This is a genomic window from Microbispora sp. ATCC PTA-5024 (genome assembly GCF_000511135.2).
GTDB classification, from domain to species: Bacteria; Actinomycetota; Actinomycetes; order Streptosporangiales; family Streptosporangiaceae; genus Microbispora; species Microbispora corallina.
This window is the reverse complement of the sequence record NZ_KI866522.1, coordinates 64,371-84,002: the sequence shown is the minus strand read 5'-3', so window position 1 is coordinate 84,002 and position 19,632 is coordinate 64,371. Positions and strand designations below refer to the sequence as shown.

The 19,632-nt window shown below is 73.0% G+C and carries 19 protein-coding genes; 7 read left to right on the top strand and 12 right to left on the bottom strand.

Annotated features, from left to right (window positions below):
- The 9 genes from MPTA5024_RS00375 to MPTA5024_RS00335 form a co-directional block, all read right to left on the bottom strand.
- On the bottom strand, positions 1 to 1,409 hold a 1,409-nt coding region (locus MPTA5024_RS00375; protein ID WP_332310591.1), incomplete at its 3' end, for a DEAD/DEAH box helicase.
- 541 nt (positions 1,410 to 1,950) lie between these two features.
- Positions 1,951 to 2,331 carry a metal-sulfur cluster assembly factor gene (locus MPTA5024_RS00370; RefSeq protein ID WP_036318522.1) on the bottom strand — a complete coding sequence of 127 codons (381 nt, stop codon included), beginning with the start codon at positions 2,329 to 2,331 and terminating at the stop codon, positions 1,951 to 1,953.
- A gap of 79 nt (positions 2,332 to 2,410) precedes the next feature.
- Positions 2,411 to 2,848, bottom strand: coding sequence for a Fe-S cluster assembly sulfur transfer protein SufU (gene sufU / locus MPTA5024_RS00365; RefSeq protein WP_036318520.1), 438 nt, complete (start codon positions 2,846 to 2,848; stop codon positions 2,411 to 2,413).
- Positions 2,849 to 2,851: 3 nt separating this feature from the next.
- Positions 2,852 to 4,114, bottom strand: coding sequence for a cysteine desulfurase (locus MPTA5024_RS00360; protein WP_036318519.1), 1,263 nt, complete (start codon positions 4,112 to 4,114; stop codon positions 2,852 to 2,854).
- Positions 4,114 to 4,860: a Fe-S cluster assembly ATPase SufC gene (sufC, locus tag MPTA5024_RS00355; protein WP_036318518.1), complete on the bottom strand. Its 747-nt coding sequence runs from the start codon at positions 4,858 to 4,860 to the stop codon at positions 4,114 to 4,116. The genes MPTA5024_RS00360 and sufC overlap by 1 nt, the downstream gene beginning before the upstream one ends.
- A 5-nt stretch (positions 4,861 to 4,865) precedes the next feature.
- Entirely contained in the window at positions 4,866 to 5,195 is a 330-nt protein-coding gene (locus MPTA5024_RS00350; RefSeq protein ID WP_036318516.1) for a non-heme iron oxygenase ferredoxin subunit, read from the bottom strand.
- Positions 5,192 to 6,313: a Fe-S cluster assembly protein SufD gene (gene sufD, locus MPTA5024_RS00345; protein WP_036318514.1), complete on the bottom strand. Its 1,122-nt coding sequence runs from the start codon at positions 6,311 to 6,313 to the stop codon at positions 5,192 to 5,194. The genes MPTA5024_RS00350 and sufD overlap by 4 nt, the downstream gene beginning before the upstream one ends.
- Complete coding sequence (gene sufB, locus MPTA5024_RS00340; RefSeq protein WP_036318512.1) at positions 6,313 to 7,725, bottom strand: Fe-S cluster assembly protein SufB; 1,413 nt, start codon at positions 7,723 to 7,725, stop codon at positions 6,313 to 6,315. Before sufB ends, sufD begins: the two co-directional genes overlap by 1 nt.
- Positions 7,722 to 8,543, bottom strand: coding sequence for a helix-turn-helix transcriptional regulator (locus MPTA5024_RS00335; RefSeq protein WP_084369342.1), 822 nt, complete (start codon positions 8,541 to 8,543; stop codon positions 7,722 to 7,724). Before MPTA5024_RS00335 ends, sufB begins: the two co-directional genes overlap by 4 nt.
- A 334-nt stretch (positions 8,544 to 8,877) precedes the next feature.
- Here MPTA5024_RS00335 and MPTA5024_RS00330 point away from each other — a divergent pair, with 334 nt between their 5' ends.
- From MPTA5024_RS00330 to MPTA5024_RS00320, 3 genes are all read left to right on the top strand, one after another.
- Positions 8,878 to 9,810, top strand: a complete 933-nt coding sequence (locus tag MPTA5024_RS00330; RefSeq protein WP_051457554.1) for an ABC transporter ATP-binding protein — start codon at positions 8,878 to 8,880, stop codon at positions 9,808 to 9,810.
- The gene (locus tag MPTA5024_RS00325; protein WP_036318511.1) at positions 9,807 to 10,574 is read left to right on the top strand and encodes an ABC transporter permease; all 768 of its coding nucleotides are present in this window, start codon (positions 9,807 to 9,809) and stop codon (positions 10,572 to 10,574) included. The genes MPTA5024_RS00330 and MPTA5024_RS00325 overlap by 4 nt, the downstream gene beginning before the upstream one ends.
- Before the next feature lie 121 nt (positions 10,575 to 10,695).
- Complete coding sequence (locus MPTA5024_RS00320) at positions 10,696 to 11,601, top strand: EamA family transporter (RefSeq protein ID WP_036318509.1); 906 nt, start codon at positions 10,696 to 10,698, stop codon at positions 11,599 to 11,601.
- A 24-nt stretch (positions 11,602 to 11,625) separates the two neighbouring features.
- On the opposite strand, the gene MPTA5024_RS00315 is transcribed toward MPTA5024_RS00320, so the two are convergent.
- Positions 11,626 to 12,306, bottom strand: a complete 681-nt coding sequence (locus tag MPTA5024_RS00315; protein ID WP_084369341.1) for a GntR family transcriptional regulator — start codon at positions 12,304 to 12,306, stop codon at positions 11,626 to 11,628.
- A 105-nt stretch (positions 12,307 to 12,411) separates the two neighbouring features.
- Here MPTA5024_RS00315 and MPTA5024_RS00310 point away from each other — a divergent pair, with 105 nt between their 5' ends.
- Together MPTA5024_RS00310 and MPTA5024_RS00305 are read left to right on the top strand one after the other, a co-directional pair.
- Positions 12,412 to 13,425 carry a COX15/CtaA family protein gene (locus tag MPTA5024_RS00310; RefSeq protein ID WP_036318507.1) on the top strand — a complete coding sequence of 338 codons (1,014 nt, stop codon included), beginning with the start codon at positions 12,412 to 12,414 and terminating at the stop codon, positions 13,423 to 13,425.
- Positions 13,426 to 13,430: 5 nt separating this feature from the next.
- Positions 13,431 to 14,132, top strand: a complete 702-nt coding sequence (locus tag MPTA5024_RS00305) for a SanA/YdcF family protein (protein WP_232326084.1) — start codon at positions 13,431 to 13,433, stop codon at positions 14,130 to 14,132.
- 268 nt (positions 14,133 to 14,400) lie between these two features.
- Here the strand turns inward: MPTA5024_RS00305 and MPTA5024_RS00300 are convergent, their stop codons facing one another.
- On the bottom strand, positions 14,401 to 15,480 hold the full coding sequence (locus MPTA5024_RS00300; protein WP_036318506.1) for a lytic polysaccharide monooxygenase auxiliary activity family 9 protein: 1,080 nt from the start codon (positions 15,478 to 15,480) through the stop codon (positions 14,401 to 14,403).
- A 279-nt stretch (positions 15,481 to 15,759) separates the two neighbouring features.
- On the opposite strand from MPTA5024_RS00300, the gene MPTA5024_RS00295 reads away from it, so the two are divergent.
- Positions 15,760 to 16,452 (top strand): type 1 glutamine amidotransferase domain-containing protein, encoded by a 693-nt coding sequence (locus tag MPTA5024_RS00295; RefSeq protein ID WP_036318504.1) that lies wholly within the window; start codon positions 15,760 to 15,762, stop codon positions 16,450 to 16,452.
- Here the strand turns inward: MPTA5024_RS00295 and MPTA5024_RS44130 are convergent.
- The gene (locus MPTA5024_RS44130; RefSeq protein ID WP_051457553.1) at positions 16,446 to 17,849 is read right to left on the bottom strand and encodes a PrsW family intramembrane metalloprotease; all 1,404 of its coding nucleotides are present in this window, start codon (positions 17,847 to 17,849) and stop codon (positions 16,446 to 16,448) included. The genes MPTA5024_RS00295 and MPTA5024_RS44130 overlap by 7 nt on opposite strands.
- Before the next feature lie 179 nt (positions 17,850 to 18,028).
- Between MPTA5024_RS44130 and MPTA5024_RS00285 the strand changes: the two genes are divergently transcribed.
- Positions 18,029 to 19,600: a N,N-dimethylformamidase beta subunit family domain-containing protein gene (locus tag MPTA5024_RS00285; RefSeq protein WP_157099234.1), complete on the top strand. Its 1,572-nt coding sequence runs from the start codon at positions 18,029 to 18,031 to the stop codon at positions 19,598 to 19,600.
- Positions 19,601 to 19,632: the final 32 nt, after the last annotated feature.

Here is a 19,632-nt window from a genome sequence, read left to right as displayed (position 1 = left end):
CGGGTCTCGCGGGGACGGTCGTCGCGCGGACGGTCGTCCCGATGCCGGTCGCCGCGGGGGCGGTCGCCCCGGGGCCGGTCGTCCCGGGCGTGCTCGCCGTGACGGCGGCCGTCCCTCGGCCGCTCCCCGCGGGGGTGCAGCGGCTTGCGGCTGTCCGGCTCCCAGACGGGCACCGCCTGGCCGGTGGGCGTCCGCGCGCCCGCGATCTCCGCCAGCACCGTGTCCCCGGGGGCGACGCGGTGACGCTCCGGCGTGACCCCGGCCTTGCGGGTCAGCTGCTCCGTGGAGCGGCGCTCGCTCGGCAGGACGAGCGTCAGCACCGCGCCGCGCTCCCCCGCCCGGGCCGTGCGGCCGCCGCGGTGCAGGTAGCTCTTGTGGTCGGACGGCGGGTCGACGTGCAGCACCAGGCTGACGTCGTCCACGTGGATGCCGCGCGCCGCGACGTCCGTGCAGACGAGCACCGGGATCGTGCCGTCGCGGAACTCGCCGAGGATGCGGGTCCGCTGGTTCTGCCGCTTGCCGCCGTGCAGGCCGCCCGCTCTCACGCCGGCCCGGGCGAGTTGCTTCACCACCCGGTCGACGCCGTGCTGGGTGCGGACGAACAGGATCGTGCGTCCGTCGCGGTTGGCGATCTCCGCCGTCACCGCCACCTTGTCCTCGAACGCCACCTGGAGCAGGTGGTGCTCCATGGTCTCGACGCTGGACACGGCGGGGTCGAGCGAGTGGACGATCGGGTCGGCGAGGAAACGCTTGACGAGCCGGTCGACGTCGCCGTCCAGGGTGGCGGAGAACAGCAGCCGCTGGCCGTCCGCCGGGGTCCGCGCGAGCAGGGCCGTCACAACCGGCAGGAAGCCGAGGTCGCACATGTGGTCGGCCTCGTCGAGCACGGTCACCCGCACGTCGTCCAGGGAGCACTCGCCCTGCTCGATGAGGTCGGTCAGGCGGCCGGGCGTGGCCACGACGATCTCGACCCCGCGCCGCAGGGCCTCGATCTGGCGGCCCATCGACATGCCGCCCACGACGGTCTTGGTGCGCAGGGACAGGCCGCGGCCGAGCGGTTCGAGCGTGTCGGCCACCTGGAGCGCCAGCTCGCGGGTGGGGACGAGGATGAGGGCCAGCGGATGCCGGGGCCGCGCCTTCTCGCCGGCGACCCGCGCCATGGTGGGCAGGCCGAAGGCGAGGGTCTTGCCGGAGCCGGTCTGGCCGCGGCCGAGCACGTCGAGCCCGGCCAGGATGTCGGGGATGGCCGCCCGCTGGATCGGGAACGGCGCGGTGATGCCCCGCCGGGCCAGTCCGGCCACAAGCGGCGCGGGCAGCCCGAGCTGGGCGAACTCCTCGCGAGAGGTCTCGCCAGGGGTGAGCGTGGTCACGAAGTCGTGCCTTTCGTCGAAGATGACGTGTCGAAACACGTGGGCGCGTCACTTCTGCGAAAGGACGAGCCGTTACACGTACGGCCGAGCCGTACTCACCGGGACGCGGCGGAAGGGAGATCCGCGTCCGGTCGGTGCCCCGCACTCGCATGGTCGGCGGAACGGCACCGGTTCACTGCGCGACGCCGGGCGTCCCGCAGAAGTGGAGGCCGTCGATCAGATCGTGACGGCCATCCCACGGACACCTGCGACGCACGTCGCGCGAGGAGAGTCAAACGGCAACTATACGGCATCACCGTTCGTCCCAGAAATCACGGCGGAACGGCCGCCCGGCCGCGCGAGGCGGTCCGGCGCGGCGACCGCCGCGTCAAGCACCGGCGCAGGCCAGGCGAAGCGCCGGCGAAACGCCGGTACGCGCCGCGGAGCGCAGCCCGGCGAAGCGTCGGTGCGAACCGTGGGGGGCGGCCCCGGCGAAGCGTCGCTGCGCAGAGCCGTGCGGCCGGGCGCCGGGCGCGGACAGCCGTCCGGCGCGCCGATGAGCTCGGCGCGCCGGGCCGGAGGTCGGCGACCCCGCGAGGGGTCAGACGTTGAACCCGAGCATGCGCAGCTGGTCGCGGCCCTCGTCAGTGATCTTGTCAGGCCCCCACGGCGGGAGCCACACCCAGTTGATCACCACGTTGGACACCAGGTCGGCCAGCGCCGAGTTGGCCTGGTCCTCGATGACGTCCGTCAGCGGGCACGCGGCGCTCGTCAGCGTCATGTCGATGGTCGCGATCGGGCGCTCGCCCTCCCCCGCCGGGTCGAGGTTGACGCCGTAGACCAGGCCGAGGTCGACGACGTTGATCCCGAGCTCCGGGTCGACGACGTCCTTCAGCGCCTCCAGCACGTCGTCGAGGGCGGTGTCCCCGTCGAACCCGGGGGTGGCTGCGGGCCCGGTGGGGGTCTGCGTCGGCTTGCTCACGTCGTCCTCTTCTCCCGTCGCGGCCCGCCCGCCGTCGTGGCGGCGCCGCCTCCCTGTGCAACGCGGCCGGGGCGGCCGGTCATCCCTGACTCCTGATCACCGCGTCCTTGTAGGCCATCCAGGCCAGCAGCGCGCACTTGACGCGGGCGGGGAACTTCGCGACGCCGGCGAAGGCCACCGCGTCGCCCAGCACGTCCTCGTCCGGCTCCACCTGGCCCCTGCCCTGCATGAGCCGGGTGAACTCGTCCACCACCGACAGCGACTCGTCCACCGTCGACCCCGTGGCCAGCTCGTGCAGCACCGACGCCGCGGCCTGGCTGATCGAGCAGCCCTGCCCGTCGTAGGACACGTCGAGCACCTTGCCGCCGTCGGCGAGCTTCACCCGCATGGTGACCTCGTCGCCGCAGGTGGGGTTCACGTGGTGCACTTCCGCGTCGTACGGGTCACGCAGGCCCCGGCCCTGGGGGTGCTTGTAGTGCTCCAGGATCAGCTCCTGGTACATGGATTCAGCGATCATGGCTCAGCCGAACACCTTCTGCACGTGGTGGAGGCCGCGGACCAGTGCGTCGATCTCGGCCGTCGTGTTGTACAGGTAAAAAGACGCCCGCGTCGTCGCCGGGATTCCGAACCGCAGATGGAGCGGCCGGGCGCAGTGATGACCTACCCGCACCGCGATCCCGTACACGTCGTCGAGGATCTGCCCGACGTCGTGGGGGTGGATCCCCTCAAGCGTGAAGGAGATCGTCCCGCCCCGCGCGATGGGCGTGCGCGGCCCGATGATCCTGAGCCCGGGGATCTCCGGCAGCGCCTCCAGGGCGTAGGAGACCAGCTCCTTCTCGTGCGCCTTGATCGCGTCCATGCCGACCGAGGTGAGGTAGTCGACGGCCGCGCCGAGGCCGATCGCCTCCACGATCGGCGGGGTCCCGGCCTCGAACTTGTGCGGCACCGGCGCGTACGTCGAGTGGTCCATCCAGACCGCCTCGATCATCTCGCCGCCGCCCAGGAACGGGGGCATGGCGTCGAGCAGCTCGCGGCGGCCCCACAGCACGCCGACGCCGGACGGCCCGACCATCTTGTGACCGGTGAACGCCACGAAGTCCACGCCGAGCTCGCGCACGTCGACCGGCTGGTGCGGCACCGACTGCGACGCGTCGAGCATCATCAGCGCGCCGACCTCGCGGACGCGGGCCAGGATCGGGGAGACCGAGTTGACCGTGCCCAGGACGTTCGACTGGTGGGCGATCGAGACGATCTTCGTGCGCTCGGTGACCAGCTCGTCCAGGCCGCTCACGTCGAGGCGGCCCTCGTCGGTGACCGGGAACCAGCGCAGCGTCGCGCCGGTCCGCTGAGCGAGCAGCTGCCACGGCACGATGTTGGAGTGGTGCTCCATCTCCGAGATGACGATCTCGTCGCCCGGCCCCAGGCGGAACCGGTCATCGGTGTTGGCCGGGTTGCCGAAGGAGTACGCCACGAGGTTGAGGGCCTCGGACGCGTTCTTGGTGAAGATCACCTCGTCACGGGACGGCGCGCCGACGAAGGCCGCCACCTTCTCCCGCGCCGCCTCGTACGCGTCGGTCGACTCGGCGCCGAGGGTGTGCAGCGCGCGGCCCACGTTCGCGTAGTGCGACGCCAGGTGCTCGCGCATGGTCTCGATGACCTGGGTCGGCTTCTGGGAGGAGTTCCCGGAGTCGAGGTAGACCAGCGGCCGGCCGCCGGGAAGCTCGCGGGCGAGGACCGGGAAGTCCTTCCTGATCCTCTCCACGTCGAGGCTCGGAGCGTTCATCAGGCCGACGCCTTCGTGTACGCCTCGTAGCCCTCGGCCTCCAGCTTCTCGGCCAGCTCGGGGCCGCCCTCCTCGACCACGCGGCCGCCGGCGAAGACGTGCACGAAGTCGGGGGTCACGTACCGCAGGATGCGGGTGTAGTGCGTGATCAGCAGCACGCCGGTGTCCTCGCGGGCGCGGAACCGGTTGATGCCCTCCGACACCACGCGCAGCGCGTCGACGTCGAGGCCGGAGTCGGTCTCGTCGAGCACCGCGATCTTCGGCTTGAGCAGCTCCAGCTGGAGGATCTCGTGGCGCTTCTTCTCGCCGCCGGAGAAGCCCTCGTTGGTGTTGCGCTGGGCGAATGCGGGGTCGATGGACAGCGCCTCCATGCCGGCCTTCAGGTCCTTGGCGAACTCGCGCAGCTTCGGCGCCTCGCCGCGGACGGCCGTGATGGCCGAGCGCAGGAAGTTCGACACGCTGACGCCGGGCACCTCGACGGGGTACTGCATGGCGAGAAACAGGCCCGCGCGGGCGCGCTCGTCGACCGACATGCTCAGCAGGTCCTCGCCGTCGAGCAGGACACTGCCGGAGGTGATCGTGTACTTGGGGTGGCCGGCGACGGCGTAGGCGAGCGTCGACTTGCCCGAGCCGTTGGGGCCCATGATGGCGTGGGTCTCGCCGGAGCTGACCTTCAGGTCGACGCCGCGGAGGATCTCCTTGTCGCCGACGGAGACGTGCAGGTCGCGGATCTCAAGGGTGGACACGTGTATTACTCCTTCGAGAGCGAGACGTACACGTCGTCGCCTTCGATCTTGACTCGGTATACGTTCACGGGCTTGATGGCGGGCGGTCCGGTGGGCTTGCCGGTGCGCAGGTCGAAGCACGAGCCGTGCAGCCAGCACTCCAGCGTGTGGTCGTACACGTCGCCCTCGCTGAGCCGGACCTCGGCGTGGGAGCAGACGTCGTGCAGGGCGAAGACCTCCTGGCCGGTGCGCACCAGCGCCACCGGGACGTCGCCGACCTCCAGGCCGATGACGCCCTGGTCCGGGATGTCGCCGACCTGGCAGACCTTCTCCCACCGGGCGGTGTCGGCGCTCATCGCGCCAGCTCCGCCTCAACGGCCGACAGCACCCGCTCGCGGATCTCGGGGACCTCGATCCGGTCGATGAGCTGGGCGAAGAAGCCGTGGACGACCAGGCGGCGGGCCTCCTCGAACGGGATGCCGCGGGCCTGGAGGTAGAACAGGTGCTCGTCGTCGAGGCGTCCGGAGGCGGAGGCGTGGCCCGCCCCGGCGACCTCGCCGGTGAGGATCTCCAGGTTCGGCACCGAGTCGGCGCGGGCGCCGTCGGTGAGGATGAGGTTGCGGTTCAGCTCGTAGGTGTCGGTGCCCTCGGCCTCCGCGCGGATGATCACGTCGCCGATCCACACCGCGTGGGCCTCGTCGCCCTGCAGCGCGCCCTTGTACGTCACGTTGCTGCGGCAGTTGGGCACGGTGTGCTCGACGAGCAGGCGGTGCTCCAGGTGCTGCCCGGCGTCCACGAAGTACAGGCCGGTCAGGTCCGCGTCGCCGCCCGGGGCCGTGTAGGACACCGAGGGCGACAGCCGTACGAGGTCGCCGCCGAGGGTGACCACGAACGACCGGAACGTCGCGTCCTTGCCGAGGCTGGCGTGGTGGTGGGACACGTGGACGGCGTCGTCGTCCCAGTCCTGCAGGCTGACGACCTTGAGCGTCGCGCCGTCGCCGACGACGAACTCGACGTTGTCGGCGTAGACCGCGCTGCCGCGGTGGTCGAGGACCAGCACGGCCTCGGCCATCGGCTCAAGCGTGACGAGGATGTGGCCGTAGGCCGCGCCGGCCCCGGCGCCGCGCACGTTGACCACCGTCGGCCGGGACGCGGCGGTCATCCGCGGCACGGTCAGGACGGTGGCCTTCTCGAACGAGGTGAACGCCTGCGCGCTCACCCGGTCGGCGGGCACGTACGCCTTGCCGAGCCGGGCGTCGTCGCGGGCGACGGTCTCGACCGTCACCTCGGGCGCGGCGTCCACGTCGACCACGACCGCGCCGGTCCCGGCCGCCGTGCCGTTGTGCAGCCCCTTGAGGCGGGACAGCGGGGTGAACCGCCACTCCTCCTCGCGGCCCGTGGGCACGGGGAAGTCCTCGACGCTGTACGACGAGACCTCGTGGAGGGTCGACAGCGGCTTCGTCTCCAGGCCCATCAGCCGACCGCTCCTTCCATCTGCAGCTCGATCAGGCGGTTGAGCTCCAGCGCGTACTCCATCGGGAGCTCGCGGGCGATCGGCTCGACGAAGCCGCGCACGATCATCGCCATCGCCTCGTCCTCGTTGAGGCCCCGGCTCATCAGGTAGAACAGCTGGTCCTCGGACACCTTGGAGACCGTGGCCTCGTGGCCCATCGACACGTCGTCCTCGCGGACGTCGACGTACGGGTAGGTGTCGGAGCGGCTGATCTGGTCGACCAGCAGCGCGTCGCACTTCACGGTCGAGGCCGACCCCGCCGCGCCCTCCTCGATCTGCACGAGGCCGCGGTAGGACGTGCGGCCGCCGCCGCGGGCGACGGACTTGGACACGATCGTCGAGGACGTCTTCGGCGCGAGGTGCACCATCTTGGCGCCCGCGTCCTGGTGCTGGCCCTCGCCGGCGAAGGCGACCGACAGCGTCTCGCCCTTGGCGTGCTCGCCCATCAGGTAGACGGCCGGGTACTTCATCGTGACCTTGGAGCCGATGTTGCCGTCGATCCACTCCATGGTCGCGCCCTCGTACGCCACGGCGCGCTTGGTGACAAGGTTGTAGACGTTGTTCGACCAGTTCTGGATGGTCGTGTACCGGCAGCGGGCGCCCTTCTTCACGATGATCTCGACGACCGCCGAGTGCAGCGAGTCGGACGAGTAGATCGGCGCGGTGCAGCCCTCGACGTAGTGGACGTAGGAGTTCTCGTCCACGATGATCAGGGTCCGCTCGAACTGGCCCATGTTCTCGGTGTTGATCCGGAAGTAGGCCTGCAGCGGGATCTCGACGGTCACGTTCGGCGGCACGTAGATGAACGACCCGCCCGACCACACGGCGGTGTTCAGCGCGGCGAACTTGTTGTCGCCCACCGGGATGACCGAGCCGAAGTACTCCTTGAACAGGTCCTCGTGCTCGCGCAGGCCGGTGTCGGTGTCGACGAAGATGACGCCCTTCTCCTCGAGGTCCTCACGGATCTTGTGGTAGACGACCTCGGACTCGTACTGGGCGGCGACGCCGGCGATGAGGCGCTGCTTCTCCGCCTCCGGGATGCCGAGCTTGTCGTAGGTGCTCCTGATGTCGTCCGGCAGCTCGTCCCAGGACGCGGCCTGCTTCTCCGTGGAGCGGACGAAGTACTTGATGTTGTCGAAGTCGATGGCGGTGAGGTCGGACCCCCAGGTCGGCAGGGGCTTCCTCTCGAACAGCCGAAGGCCCTTCAGGCGCAGGTCGAGCATCCACTCCGGCTCGTTCTTGAGCGCGGAGATGTTGCGGACGACCTCGTCGGACAGCCCACGCCGGGCCGCGGCCCCGGCCTCGTCCGAGTCGGCCCAGCCGAACTTGTAATTCCCGAGGCCTTCCAGCTCCGGGCGGTCGGTGAGAGTCACCTTCCGGTCTCCTTGCTCGTCGTTGTGCTCGATTCATGGGCACGCGCCTGCCGTCCGGCCAGCGCGTGTGAACTGACATGGGTCGTGCAGACCCCGTCGCCGTTGGCGATCGTGGCCAGCCGCTGGACGGGCGTGCCGAGCAGCCGGGCGAAGGCCTCCGTCTCGGCCTCGCACAGCTGCGGGAACGCCGCGGCGACGTGCGCGACGGGGCAGTGGTGCTGGCACAGCTGCTCGCCGCCCTTGCCCGTCTTGGTCGCCGAGGCAGCGTAGCCCTCGGCCGACAGCGCCTCGGCCAGCACGCGCACCCGCTGGTCGGCGGGGACCTCGCGCATCAGCGTCTCCAGCCTGCTGACCAGACCGGACACCTGTGCCCTGGCGAACTCCGACACCGCCTCGCCGCCCATCCGCTCGGCCAGGAAGCGCAGGGCGCTGCCGGCCAGGTCGTCGTAGGCGTGGACGAAGGCGCTGCGGCCCGCATCGGTGATCGCGAACATCTTCGCCGGCCGGCCGCGCCCCCGCTGGCCGCGCGGCCTGGCCGTGCGGGGCTCGATCATCCCGTCGGCGAGCAGCGCGTCGAGGTGACGGCGCACCGCGGCGGGGGTCAGGCCCAGGCGCTCCCCGAGCGCGGCCGCGGTGACCGGGCCGTGCTCCAGGATGAGCCGGGCCACCCGCGCCCGGGTGCCGCGCTCGGCGGAGATCTGCGCCGACGCGGCGCCGGCGAGGTGGGGGGCGGGGACGTCGGGGCGCTCGGGAGGCACGCCGGCGGACCGCGTCACCGCGGTCTCCTGCGCGTTCGTCTTCCCGGGCACGTATTTCACAACATCAGTGTGCCGTAATTCCTTCCCGCACGACAAACCCAAGGCCACGTCCACGGGAATGCAATTTCTCACGCAGGGAAGGCTTACCTAACCTGCGGATACGCCGCTCGCGGGCGCCCGGGCACGCGCCGGGGCGCGGCTCTCGCGGGACGGCGCCGCGGCGCCCTGCCGGAAACGTACCAAGGCTTTACCCGCTCCCCGCCCCCATGTGCGGCATCCGCCGACGAGACCTGGCGATTGCGTCCCTAGACTCGATTCAATCGACGACCAACAGGGCGACCCGGTCCCCGGCCCGTTCCTGACGGTCCCGCACAGGCGAGGGGAGGCCGGTGACGTGCGCGGGGTTGGCAGCGCCTCCGGCGGCGGTCCCGCCGTCGAGATCCGCGGTCTGGTCAAGAGGTACGGGCGCGCCACGGCCGTCGACGGGCTGACCCTGACCTGCGCCAGGGGCGAGGTCACGGCGATACTCGGGCCCAACGGCGCCGGCAAGACCACCACCGTCGAGATCTGCGAGGGCTTCCGCAGGCCGGACGGCGGGACCGTGCGCGTGCTCGGCCTCGACCCGGCCGACCGGGCGCTGCGGCCGCGTCTCGGGGTCATGCTCCAGGCGGGCGGCGTCCCCCCGGCCGTACGGGCCGGGGAGTGGCTGCGCGTGGTGGCCCGCTTCCACGCCGACCCCCTCGACCCCGCGGCGCTGCTCGACCTGCTCGGGCTGACCGGGCACGCCCGCACGCCGTACCGGCGCCTGTCGGGCGGGCAGCAGCAGCGGCTGTCGCTCGCGGCGGCCGTCATCGGGCGGCCGGAGCTGGTCTTCCTCGACGAGCCGACCGCGGGCCTCGACCCGCAGGCCCGGCACGCCTGCTGGGACGTGGTGACCGCGCTGCGCGACGCCGGGGTGTCGGTCGTGCTGACCACCCACCAGATGGACGAGGCGGAGAAGCTGTCCGACCAGGTCGTCGTCATCGACCACGGCCGGGTGGTGGCCGAGGGCACCCCGCAGGACCTCACGGGGGCCGAGCGGCAGCTGCGCTTCCGCGCCCGCCCCGGCCTCAACCTCGACGAGCTGCTGTACGCGCTGCCCCCCGGGAGCGCCGCCAAGGAGTCCCCGTCGGGGCACTACATCATCGAGGGTCAGGTCGGCCCCCAGCTGCTGGCCACGGTCACCGCGTGGTGCGCCACCGAAGGCGTCACGACCGAGGACCTGCGCATCGAACGCCGCACGCTGGAGGACGTCTTCCTCGAGCTCACCGGGCGGGAGCTGCGATGACGACACTCGACTTCACGCCGAGGCCGGGAGCCGCGCCGCTCCCCCGCATGGTGCTCGCCCAGGCGGGCGCCGAGGCGCGCGCCACGCTGCGCAACGGCGAGCAGCTCCTGCTCACCATGATCATTCCGATCCTGCTGCTGGTCGGCTTCTCCGTCGCGCCTCTGGTGGACGTGGGCGGCGGGCGGCGGGTCGACTTCGTGACGCCCGGCATCCTCGCGCTGGCCGTGATGTCCACCGCGTTCACCGGCCAGGCGATCGCCACCGGCTTCGAGCGGCGGTACGGCGTGCTCAAGCGCCTCGGGGCGACCCCGCTCTCGCGCGCCGGGCTGCTGCTGGCAAAGACGGTCGCGGTCGTCGGCGTCGAGGTGCTCCAGGTCGTCGTGATCGCCGTCGTGGCGCTCGCGCTGGGCTGGTCGCCCCACGGCAACCCGCTGTGGGTGGCGGCGCTGATCCTGCTCGGCACTGCCGCGTTCAGCGGGCTCGCCCTCCTCATGGCCGGCACGCTGCGGGCCGAGGCCACGCTGGCGGCGGCCAACCTCGTCTACCTGGTCCTGCTCGGGCTCGGCGGGGTGCTGTTCCCGCTGGACAGGTTCCCCGCGGGCGTGCGGCCCGTGCTGGACGCGCTGCCGATCACGGCGCTCACGGACGGCATGCGGTCCGTCCTCGCCGGGGGCGGCGGCTTCCCCGGCGGGCCGTTGCTGGTGCTCGCCTGCTGGGCCGCGGTCACCCTGGCCCTCGCCGCCCGTACCTTCCGCTGGGAATAGGCGGCCGCCGCGGATGGTTTTGAGGGCGCATCGGAGGATGCGGCATAGTTCTGCGTGTCCCGGTGCCCCGTTCCCCCTCGATCGCGTCCCCCGTGATCACCTCGTTCCAGGAGCCGTCCGCATGACCGCTGAGTCGTTGTCCGGGGCCGCCGAGCCGTACCGGTTCGGGCCGGCGAAGGCGTTGCGGGCCGCGTCGGACGCGGTGCCGCCGTCCGGGCTGGTGCTGCTCGCGATCCTGTCGGTGCAGGTGGGCGCCGGCCTGGCGAAGAACCTGTTCGCCGAGCTCCCGCCGACCGCGGTCGTCTTCCTGCGGATCGCGACGGGGGCCCTCATGCTGCTCGTCGTCGTCCGTCCCCGGGTGCGCGGGCTGTCGCGGCGCGACCTCGCGGTCGGGGTGGCGTTCGGGGTGAGCCTCGGGCTCATGAACCTGTCGTTCTACGAGGCCCTGGCGCGGCTGCCCATCGGGATCGCGGTGGCGATCGAGTTCACCGGGCCGCTCACGCTGGCGGTGGTCTCCTCGCGGCGGCGGCTCGACCTCCTGTGGGTCCTGCTGGCCGCGGCCGGGGTCCTGCTCCTCGCGCCCTGGGACGGCGCGGGGGCCGCGAGCTGGGCCGGGATCGGGTTCGCCGCGCTGGCCGGGGCGTTCTGGGCGGCCTACATCGTCTTCGCCGCGGCCACAGGCGCGCGATTCCCGGGGGCGAGCGGGCTGTCGTTCGCCATGATCGTGTCCACGATCGTCGTCGCCCCGGTCGGGGTCGCGACCGGCGGCGCCGGCCTGCTGCGCCCGGAGATCCTGCTGCTGGGGGCCGGCGTCGGCCTGCTGTCGTCGGTGATCCCGTACTCGCTGGAGCTGCAGGCCCTGCGCCGGATGCCCAAGCGGGTCTTCGGCATCCTGATGAGCCTCGAACCGGCCGTGGCCGCCCTCGTCGGCCTGTTCGTGCTGGGCGAGGTGCTGGGCGCGCGGGAGTGGGCGGCCGTCGGCTGCGTCGTCGTCGCCTCCATCGGCGCCACCCGCTCCGGCGGCTGACCTGACCGCTGCCCCGCCCGTGGGTCAGGGGCGGCGGAGGCGGAGCTCCATGATGTGAGCCGCCGCGTCCGCGTCGCCGCGGGCGAGGGCGTCGAGGAGGTCGAGGCGCTCGCGGTCCGCGCCGGACGGCGGCGCGCCGCCGCGCGCGCCGAACAACCGTGTGCGACCGCGCAGGTCGCGGACGATCTCGACGAGCCGGGCGTTGCCCGCCGTCTCCAGCAGCGCCAGGTGGAACCGCTGGTCGGCGGCGGCGTAGGCGAGCGGGTCGCCGTCGCGGGCGGCCGCCGCGGCCTCCTCGGCCAGGGCCCTGAGCTCCTCGACCTCCTCGCCGCGCAGGCGCCCGGCCAGCCCGGCCACTGCCGGCACCTCCAGCAGCCGGCGGATCTCCATGACCTCGCCGACGTCGCGCTCGGACAGCTCCACGACCCGGAAGCCCTTGTTGCGGACGGCCTCGACGAGGCCCTCCTTGGCCAGGTCGAGCATCGCCTCCCGGACCGGGGTGGCCGACACGCCGAACCGGGCGGCCAGCGCGGGCGCCGAGTACACCACGCCAGGACGCATCTCCCCCGCCGCCAGGGCGTCCCTGATGCCCTCGGCGACCCGCTCGCGCAGGCTCCGGCGCTCGCCGCCGGGCGGCGGGCCGGAACGCCCGGGAGGCAGACCGGAACGCCCGGGACGCTGCGCCCGGTAAGGTCCGCCGCCCATCGTCCTCCTCGGCCCCGCCCGTGCTGCGATCGTACCTTCCGGCCCCGACAAACGATCACCGCTCCCCGCGGCCCGGCGGCGGGACCACGGCCCCCGCCGCCTAGCATGAATGCCGTGAACCAGCACGCCGACCGACTCCGCGCCCTCGCGATCGCCTTCTACCGCTCGTTCGCGTTCCCGACGGGCGAGACGCTGCGGCGGTGGGCGGTGGCCGCGGTCGTCGTCAACGCGGGGATCACGGTGACTGGCGCCGCCGTGCGGCTCACCGGCTCGGGGCTCGGCTGCCCGACCTGGCCGCGGTGCACGCCGACGAGCTTCGTCCCGGCCCGCAACGACCTGCACTCCCCGCTGAACATGTCGATCGAGTTCGGCAACCGGCTGCTGTCGTTCCTCGTGCTGGCCGTCGCGGCCGCCTGCGTGATCGCCGCCGTACGGCTCGGCCGTCCCGGGTACGACCGGCCCCGCCCGGTGCTGGTGCGGCTGGCCGCGCTGCAGCCGGCCGGCGTCGTCCTGCAGGCCCTGTGGGGCGGTCTCGTCGTGCGGACCATGCTGAACCCGGTCACGGTCAGCGTCCACTTCCTGCTGTCGATCGGCATGATGGCCGCGGCCTGCGCGCTGCTGGCCCGCTCGGCCGAGGGCGACGGCCCGCCGCGGCGGCTGGTCCACCGCGACATCCGCACGCTCGGGTTCGTGCTGACGGCGGCCGTGTTCGTGCTGCTGATCGCCGGCGTCGTGGTCACCGGCACGGGGCCCCACTCGGGCGACCAGGCGGCCTCCCGGTTCGGCTTCGACATCCAGAGCGTGGTGCGGCTGCACTCCGACGTGGCGTACGTCGTGGTCGGGCTGACGTTCGCCCTGCTGTTCGCGCTGCACGTGACCGACTCCCCCGGCCGGGCGCGGCGGGCCGCGCTGGTGCTGCTCGGCGTGGAGCTGGCCCAGGGCGTGATCGGCTACGTCCAGTACTTCCTGGCCGTCCCGGCGCTGCTGGTCGGCTTCCATGTCCTGGGCTCGACCCTCGTCTGGATCGCCACGCTCCGGGTGGTGTTCCTGCTGCGCTCCCGCGGCCCGGCGGAGGCCCCGGCGTCCGAGCGGCCCGAGCTGCACCACGCCGCGGCCTGACCGCCGTGCGGCCGCCTCGCCGGCTGCGGGTGCCGTCCCGCACGACCCTGCGACGGGGCTTCCAGGGGCTCGTCGCGCTGAGCGTCCTCCCGATCGCGTCCATGACCTGGGCCTGGCTGGCGAGCTCCGGCCATCGGGTGGTGGCCGAGCCCGGCGGGCGCTGGACCGCCCAGGTCCCCGCGATGCCCGCGGCCCTGGTGCTCGGCGCCGGCCTGACGGGCGACCGGCCGAGCACGCTGCTGCGCGGCCGGCTCGACCTCGCGGCCGGGCTCTACCGGGCCGGCCGGGTCCGCGCGCTGCTGCTGTCGGGTGACAACAGCCGGTCGCAGTACGACGAGCCGACGGCCATGCGCGACTACCTCGTCGCGCGCGGCGTCCCCGCCGGGAGGATCGCGCTCGACTACGCCGGATTCGACACCTGGGACTCCTGCGTCAGGGCGCGACGGATCTTCGGCGCGTCCCGGCTGGTCGTCGTGACGCAGGCGTTCCACCTGCCCCGGGCGGTCGCGCTGTGCCGCGCCGCCGGCATCGACGCGTACGGCGTGGGCGACGACTCCAGCCGCTACTGGCCGTTCGAGACCCTCGTCTTCGGGGCACGGGAGCTGCCCGCGGCCGCCAAGGGCGTGCTGGACGCCCTGGTGCTGCACTCCGGCCCGCGCTTCCTCGGCCCCCGCGAGACGACGCTCGAGCGCGCCCTCGCCTCCTGAGACAGCCGAAACTTTCATCGGGCCGCCGTTCCTGAGCTGCGCGGACGGCTCCCGTACGGCTCCGCGGCCTGGCCCGGCGCGCGATGCGGCGGTTAGGGTTCCGCCACCAGCCGATGGGAGCGCTCCCAACACTCGTACGGGAGGTGAGGCCCTCTCCCAGTGGCCATTCGCACCGCGGGTACGCGGCGGAACCTCCTCCGCCCGCCCATCGCGCAGGACGCCCGGGGCCGGCCGCCGTCACGGCCGGCCCCGGGCGTTCCCCTTGGTGTCAGCCGCAGGAGATGTCGGTGAACGTCGGCGTCGTGGTCGCCGTCGTGCCGGCGAGGAACCCGGCCGTGGCCGAGGCGCCCGGCGCCAGCGTGGCGTTCCACGAGGGCGCGTGGATCATGGCGAACGGGCCGCTCTGCATGGAGGTGCCGTTCCACGCCTGGGTCAGGGTGGCGCCCGCCGGCAGCTGCCACTGGACGTACCAGTCGTTCATCGGCGCGGATCCGGTGTTCTTGATCGTCACCTCGCCCTGGAAGCCGCCCTGCCACGAGTTGGTCACCCGCACGGTCGCGGTGCACGACGTCGGCACGATGGTCGGGCTCGCCGACGGGGAGGCGCTCGGCGAGACGGGCGGGGTGGGCGTTCGGCTGGGCGACGGGCTGGGCGACGGGCTCGGTGAGGGGCTGGGAGAGGGGCTCTGCGTGCCGCCGACGAAGTTCACGTCGGAGCAGCCGTAGAACGTCTCCTGGCTGTCGGAGCGGTACCAGACCGCGTAGATGATGTGCCGTCCGTGCTTGTTCGGCAGCCGGCCGGAGAACCGGTAGGCGCCGTTGCTCACGGCGGGCTCGGGGTCGACGGTGAGGAACGGCTGCTCCTCCATGTCGGCCCAGGTGAGCGGCTTGGTCGGGTCGTAGCCGTCCTTGGTGACGTACAGCTTGAAGCCGCCGGGGTGCGGGACCCACGCGCCGTAGACGAAGTCGTAGGACGCGCCGGCCGTGAGCGTGGTGGTCGGCCAGTCGGTCCGCGGCGCGTCGTAGGCCGCGTATTTGGCGAAGCCGCCGCTGCACAGCTGGCCGTCGGGGATGAAGCCGCGGGTGCGGCCGCCGCCGTCGGAGCGCAGCACGCCGTACCAGTCGTAGAGCGGCTGGGTGCCGCCCTGGGCGACGGCCTGCTTGCAGGCGGGGTTGTTGGGGATGATCTGGCCGCCGGTCAGGCCGTCGACGTAGCAGGCGTAGGTGCGGCTGGCGGGCGCCTGCAGGGCGCCGTGGGCGTCGGCCGCGCGCTGGAACAGGACGGCGGTGACGCCGGTGAGCACCACCGTGATCGCGGTGAGGACGGCGATTTTGCGCCTGGATCTCACAGGGGGTTCTCCTCGTGATGGGCATGACGGAGGGCGCGCCGAAATCGGCTGTGGTACGGGCGAAATCCGCGTGCGGCAGTGCCGCACGCCCTCCTGAGCCCACCCATCGGGTGGCCATCGCGCACCGTGATTCAAACACGGACGCGGCCCTCCGGGCAAAGGCCCGCCGTGGGCGGATGCGGCGCCCCGGATGTGACCCAGGTCACACGGGACATAGGCTGGTGGGCGGACCTGGACTGCGCCGGCCGCGGCGGATGCGGGCGAGGAGGCGGTTGTCCGATGGCGAAGCTGCTTTTCGTGATGACCGGGGCGTCCTACTGGACGCTCAAGGACGGCACCAGACACGCGACGGGATACTGGGCCGAGGAGTTCGCGGCCCCGTATAAGGCGCTCACCGAGGCCGGCCACGAGATCGTGGTCGCCACCCCCGGCGGGGTGGTCCCCACCGTGGACATGATGAGCCTGCGCCCCGACATGGCCGGCGGCGCGCAGGCCGCCCTCGACCTGGAGGCGGTCATCCGCTCCGCGGAGGTGATGCGGCGGCCGATCCGGCTGGCGAACGCCCGCCTGGAGGACTACGACGCCGTCTACTTCCCCGGAGGCCACGGCCCCATGGAAGACCTGTGCGCCGACGCGGACGCCGGCCGGTTGCTGACCGCGGCGCTCGCCTCAGGCAAGCCCCTCGCCGTCGTCTGCCACGCTCCCGCCGCGATGCTGGCGACTAGGATCAACGGCGTGTCGCCCTTCGCCGGCCGCCGGATCACCGCGTTCACCAACGAGGAGGAGAACGCGGTCGGGCTCGGCCCGAAGGCCCGGTGGCTGCTGGAGGACGAGCTCGTCGACCTCGGCGCCGACTTCACCAAGGGCGAGATGTGGAAGCCCTACACGGTGGTCGACCGCACCCTGTTCACCGGGCAGAACCCCGCCTCGGCGGCCGTCCTGGCCGGACGGCTCCTCGAGGTCCTTCAGTAGCGCCGGTGCGGCGGGTCGGCGGGCGGGCCGCCGTACGGCCCCGGGGGCGGGCCTCCGGGCGGACCGTACGGCCCTGCGGGCCCCGGGGGGACGCCGTAGGGCCCCTGCGGCGGGCTTCCCGGCGGGCCGCCGTACGGGCCGGAGTCGGGGAACCCGGGGTGGCCGGAGCCGAACCCGGGCGGCGCGGCTCCCGGCGCTCCCGGCTGGAAGGGGGGCGGGGCCCCCGGCGCGTACCCCGGCGGCGGCACCCCGCGGGCGGCCCGGGCCCGGTGGTGCTCGGGCAGCGGGAACGACAGCCGGGCGTAGGCCATCAGGTCGGCCAGCGAGCGCTGGGTGGTCCGGAACGCGGGCTCGTCGACCCCGCCCCTGGCCGCCCGGGCGTGCAGCAGCCCCAGCTCGGTGGCGGCGAGCTGGTAGTCGCTCATCGCCCGCGCGCCGGCCCGGCCGCCGTGCGCCTTGGCCCACGCGCGCGCCTGCCGCCGGCGGCGCAGCGACGACAGCATGAAGATGTCGGCCTGGTTGACCAGCCCGTTCCGCTCGTAGGGAGGCAGGTAGAACTGGATAAGGCCAACGATCCGCTTCCTGTCCCTGAAGATCACCAGGAGCTCCACGACGAGCAGGATCATCAGCAGCAGGTAGGCGAGGGCCAGCCCGCCGAGCCCGCCGAAGGAGGCGAAGCCGTTCCAGATGCCGTGCATGGCCATCGCGCCGATCCAGCCGACGACGATGACGAACACGCCGGTCGCGCCCCGGCGCTGGGCGGCGTACGCCACGGAGATGCCGATCAGCGAGGTGAACAGCGGGTGGGCGAACGGCGAGAGCACGGCCCGCAGCACTAGTGTGGCGGCCAGGCCCTGGGCGCCGTTCTGCTCCAGCGCGGCCAGGTAGTAGCTGACGTTCTCCGACATGGCGAAGCCGAGGCCGACCATGCTGGCGTAGATGATGCCGTCGGTGGGGCCGTCGAGCTCCTGACGGCGGAACCACAGCAGCCCGAGCAGGACGAGGCCCTTCAGCGTCTCCTCCACGGGCGGCGCGCCGAACGTGGCGACCAGGTTGCGGGCGTTGGCCGCGTCCCCGAGCGTGTGGGCGACGTAGACGAGGTTGAGCGAGTTGAGGATGCCGGCGAGCAGGACGGCGATGCCCGCCCCCCAGGCGAAGGCGAACACGAGGTTGCCGCGCGGCTCGGGCTCCATCCGGTCGAGGGCGAGGACGCCCGCGAGCAGCAGCGGGACCGGCGCGACCGCGAGCCCGAGCGCGATGAAGAACTGCACGGGATCGCCGTTGAGGATGTCGAAGGAGAACGACACCAGCGCACAGATCCCGGCGACGACCAGACCGGCTATCAGGCCGACCGATGGGCGCTCCTTCAGCACCCCCCGCGGATCGAGGCTCGCCATTCCGCGACTGTAACCGACCACGGCCGCCCGGTCCCCTCCGACCCCGAAGATCCCCGTCTCCTGTGACGCTGCCCTCCCGGAACGGTACGTAACCGCACGGCTTCCGTGAAGGGCGGCGGCGGGACACGGTACCGTCGCGATCACGACGGCACACGGGCACGGGACGAGTGGGCGGGTTCATGGCTGAGACATCGGGCGGCGGGCTGGGCCGGCGCCGCTTCCTCCGGGTGACGGGGGCGGCCGCCGCCGGGTCCGTGGCCGGCTGGGGGGCGCCCGCCGCCGGCACACCCGTCACGGCCTCCCCTCCCCCGTCCGCGGCCGCCGCCGCGATCGCGCCCTCGCCCGCCCCCTCCCCGGCGCCGTCGGCCGTCCCGGAGCGGCTGCTGCCCGGCGACCCCGACTGGCGGCTGCGCCGGTACGGCCCCCAGGAGGCGATCGAGGGCTACTGCGACCGGGTGAGCGTGCTCCCCGGCGAGACGGCCGGCCTGCACGTGTCGACCACAGCGGGCCGGTTCCGCGTCACGGCGTACCGCATGGGCTGGTACGGCGGGGCGCTGGCCCGCGCCGTCTGGCGTTCCCCCTGGACGCCGGGGCGCCGGCAGGGCCCGGCCGCGTTCGCCGCGGACACCCGGACGGTCACGGCCGGCTGGCGGCGCACCCTCGACGTGCCCACCGAGGGCTGGCCCGAGGGGGCCTACCTGCTGCGCCTGGACGCGGAGGGCGGCCCGCAGCGGTACGTGCCGCTGGTCGTGCGCTCGGCCTCGGGTGCCGGCAGGACCGTGCTCGTGCACGCGGCGCCCACCTGGCAGGCCTACAACCGGTGGGGCGGATACAGCCTCTACTACGGGGAGAACGGCCAGTACTACAGCCGTTCGCTGGTGGTCAGCTTCGACCGGCCGTACGACAAGACGGGCATCAAGAAGTTCCTCGTCCACGAGCGGCCGGTGGTGGAGCTCGCCGAGCGGCTGGGGACGCCGGTGGCGTACACGACGAGCGTGGACCTCGACGCGGGGGGCGACGGCGTCCTCGACGGCGCGTCGGCCGTCGTCTTCCTGGGCCACGACGAGTACTGGACGCCGGAGACCCGCCGCCGCGTGACCGCCGCCCGGGACGCGGGGACCAACCTCGCCTTCCTCGGCGCCAACACCTGCTACCGCAGGATCCGGCTGGAGAAGGACGCCCGGCACGTCGTCTGCTACAAGACCGACGCGTCCGGCGACCCGATGTACGGCAGGCATCCCGCGCTCGTGACCACGGACTACCGGGCCGCCCCCGCGGCGGACCCGGAGTCGTCCCTGGTGGGCGTCTACTACGACGGATTCCCCGCCGACGCCCCCTACGTCGTCCACGCGCCCCGCCACTGGCTGTTCGCCGGGACCGGGGTGGCCAGGGGGGACGCCTTCCCCCACCTCGTCGGCGTGGAGTACGACCGGGTGACCCCCGACGTGCCCACGCCGCGGCCGCTGGAGATCCTCGCCCACTCGCCGCTGACGTGCGTCGGCCGGCCGAGCTTCTCCGACTCGGCGTACTACACCGCCCCCTCGGGGGCCGGCGTGTTCGCGACGGGGACCATGCGGTGGGCCGAGGCCCTGATGGCCGGCACCCGCGACAGCCCGCAGGCGCACGGCATCGACGGCAGGACGCGCCATTTCGCGACGGCGGTCACCGAGAACCTGCTGCGCGGCTTCGCCGAGGGCCCGGCCGCCGGCCGGCTGCCCGAGCCCGCGGACAACGTCGGGAAGGTCTACTGAGCCCGCCCGCGGCGGCTCAGGCCGTCGCGAGG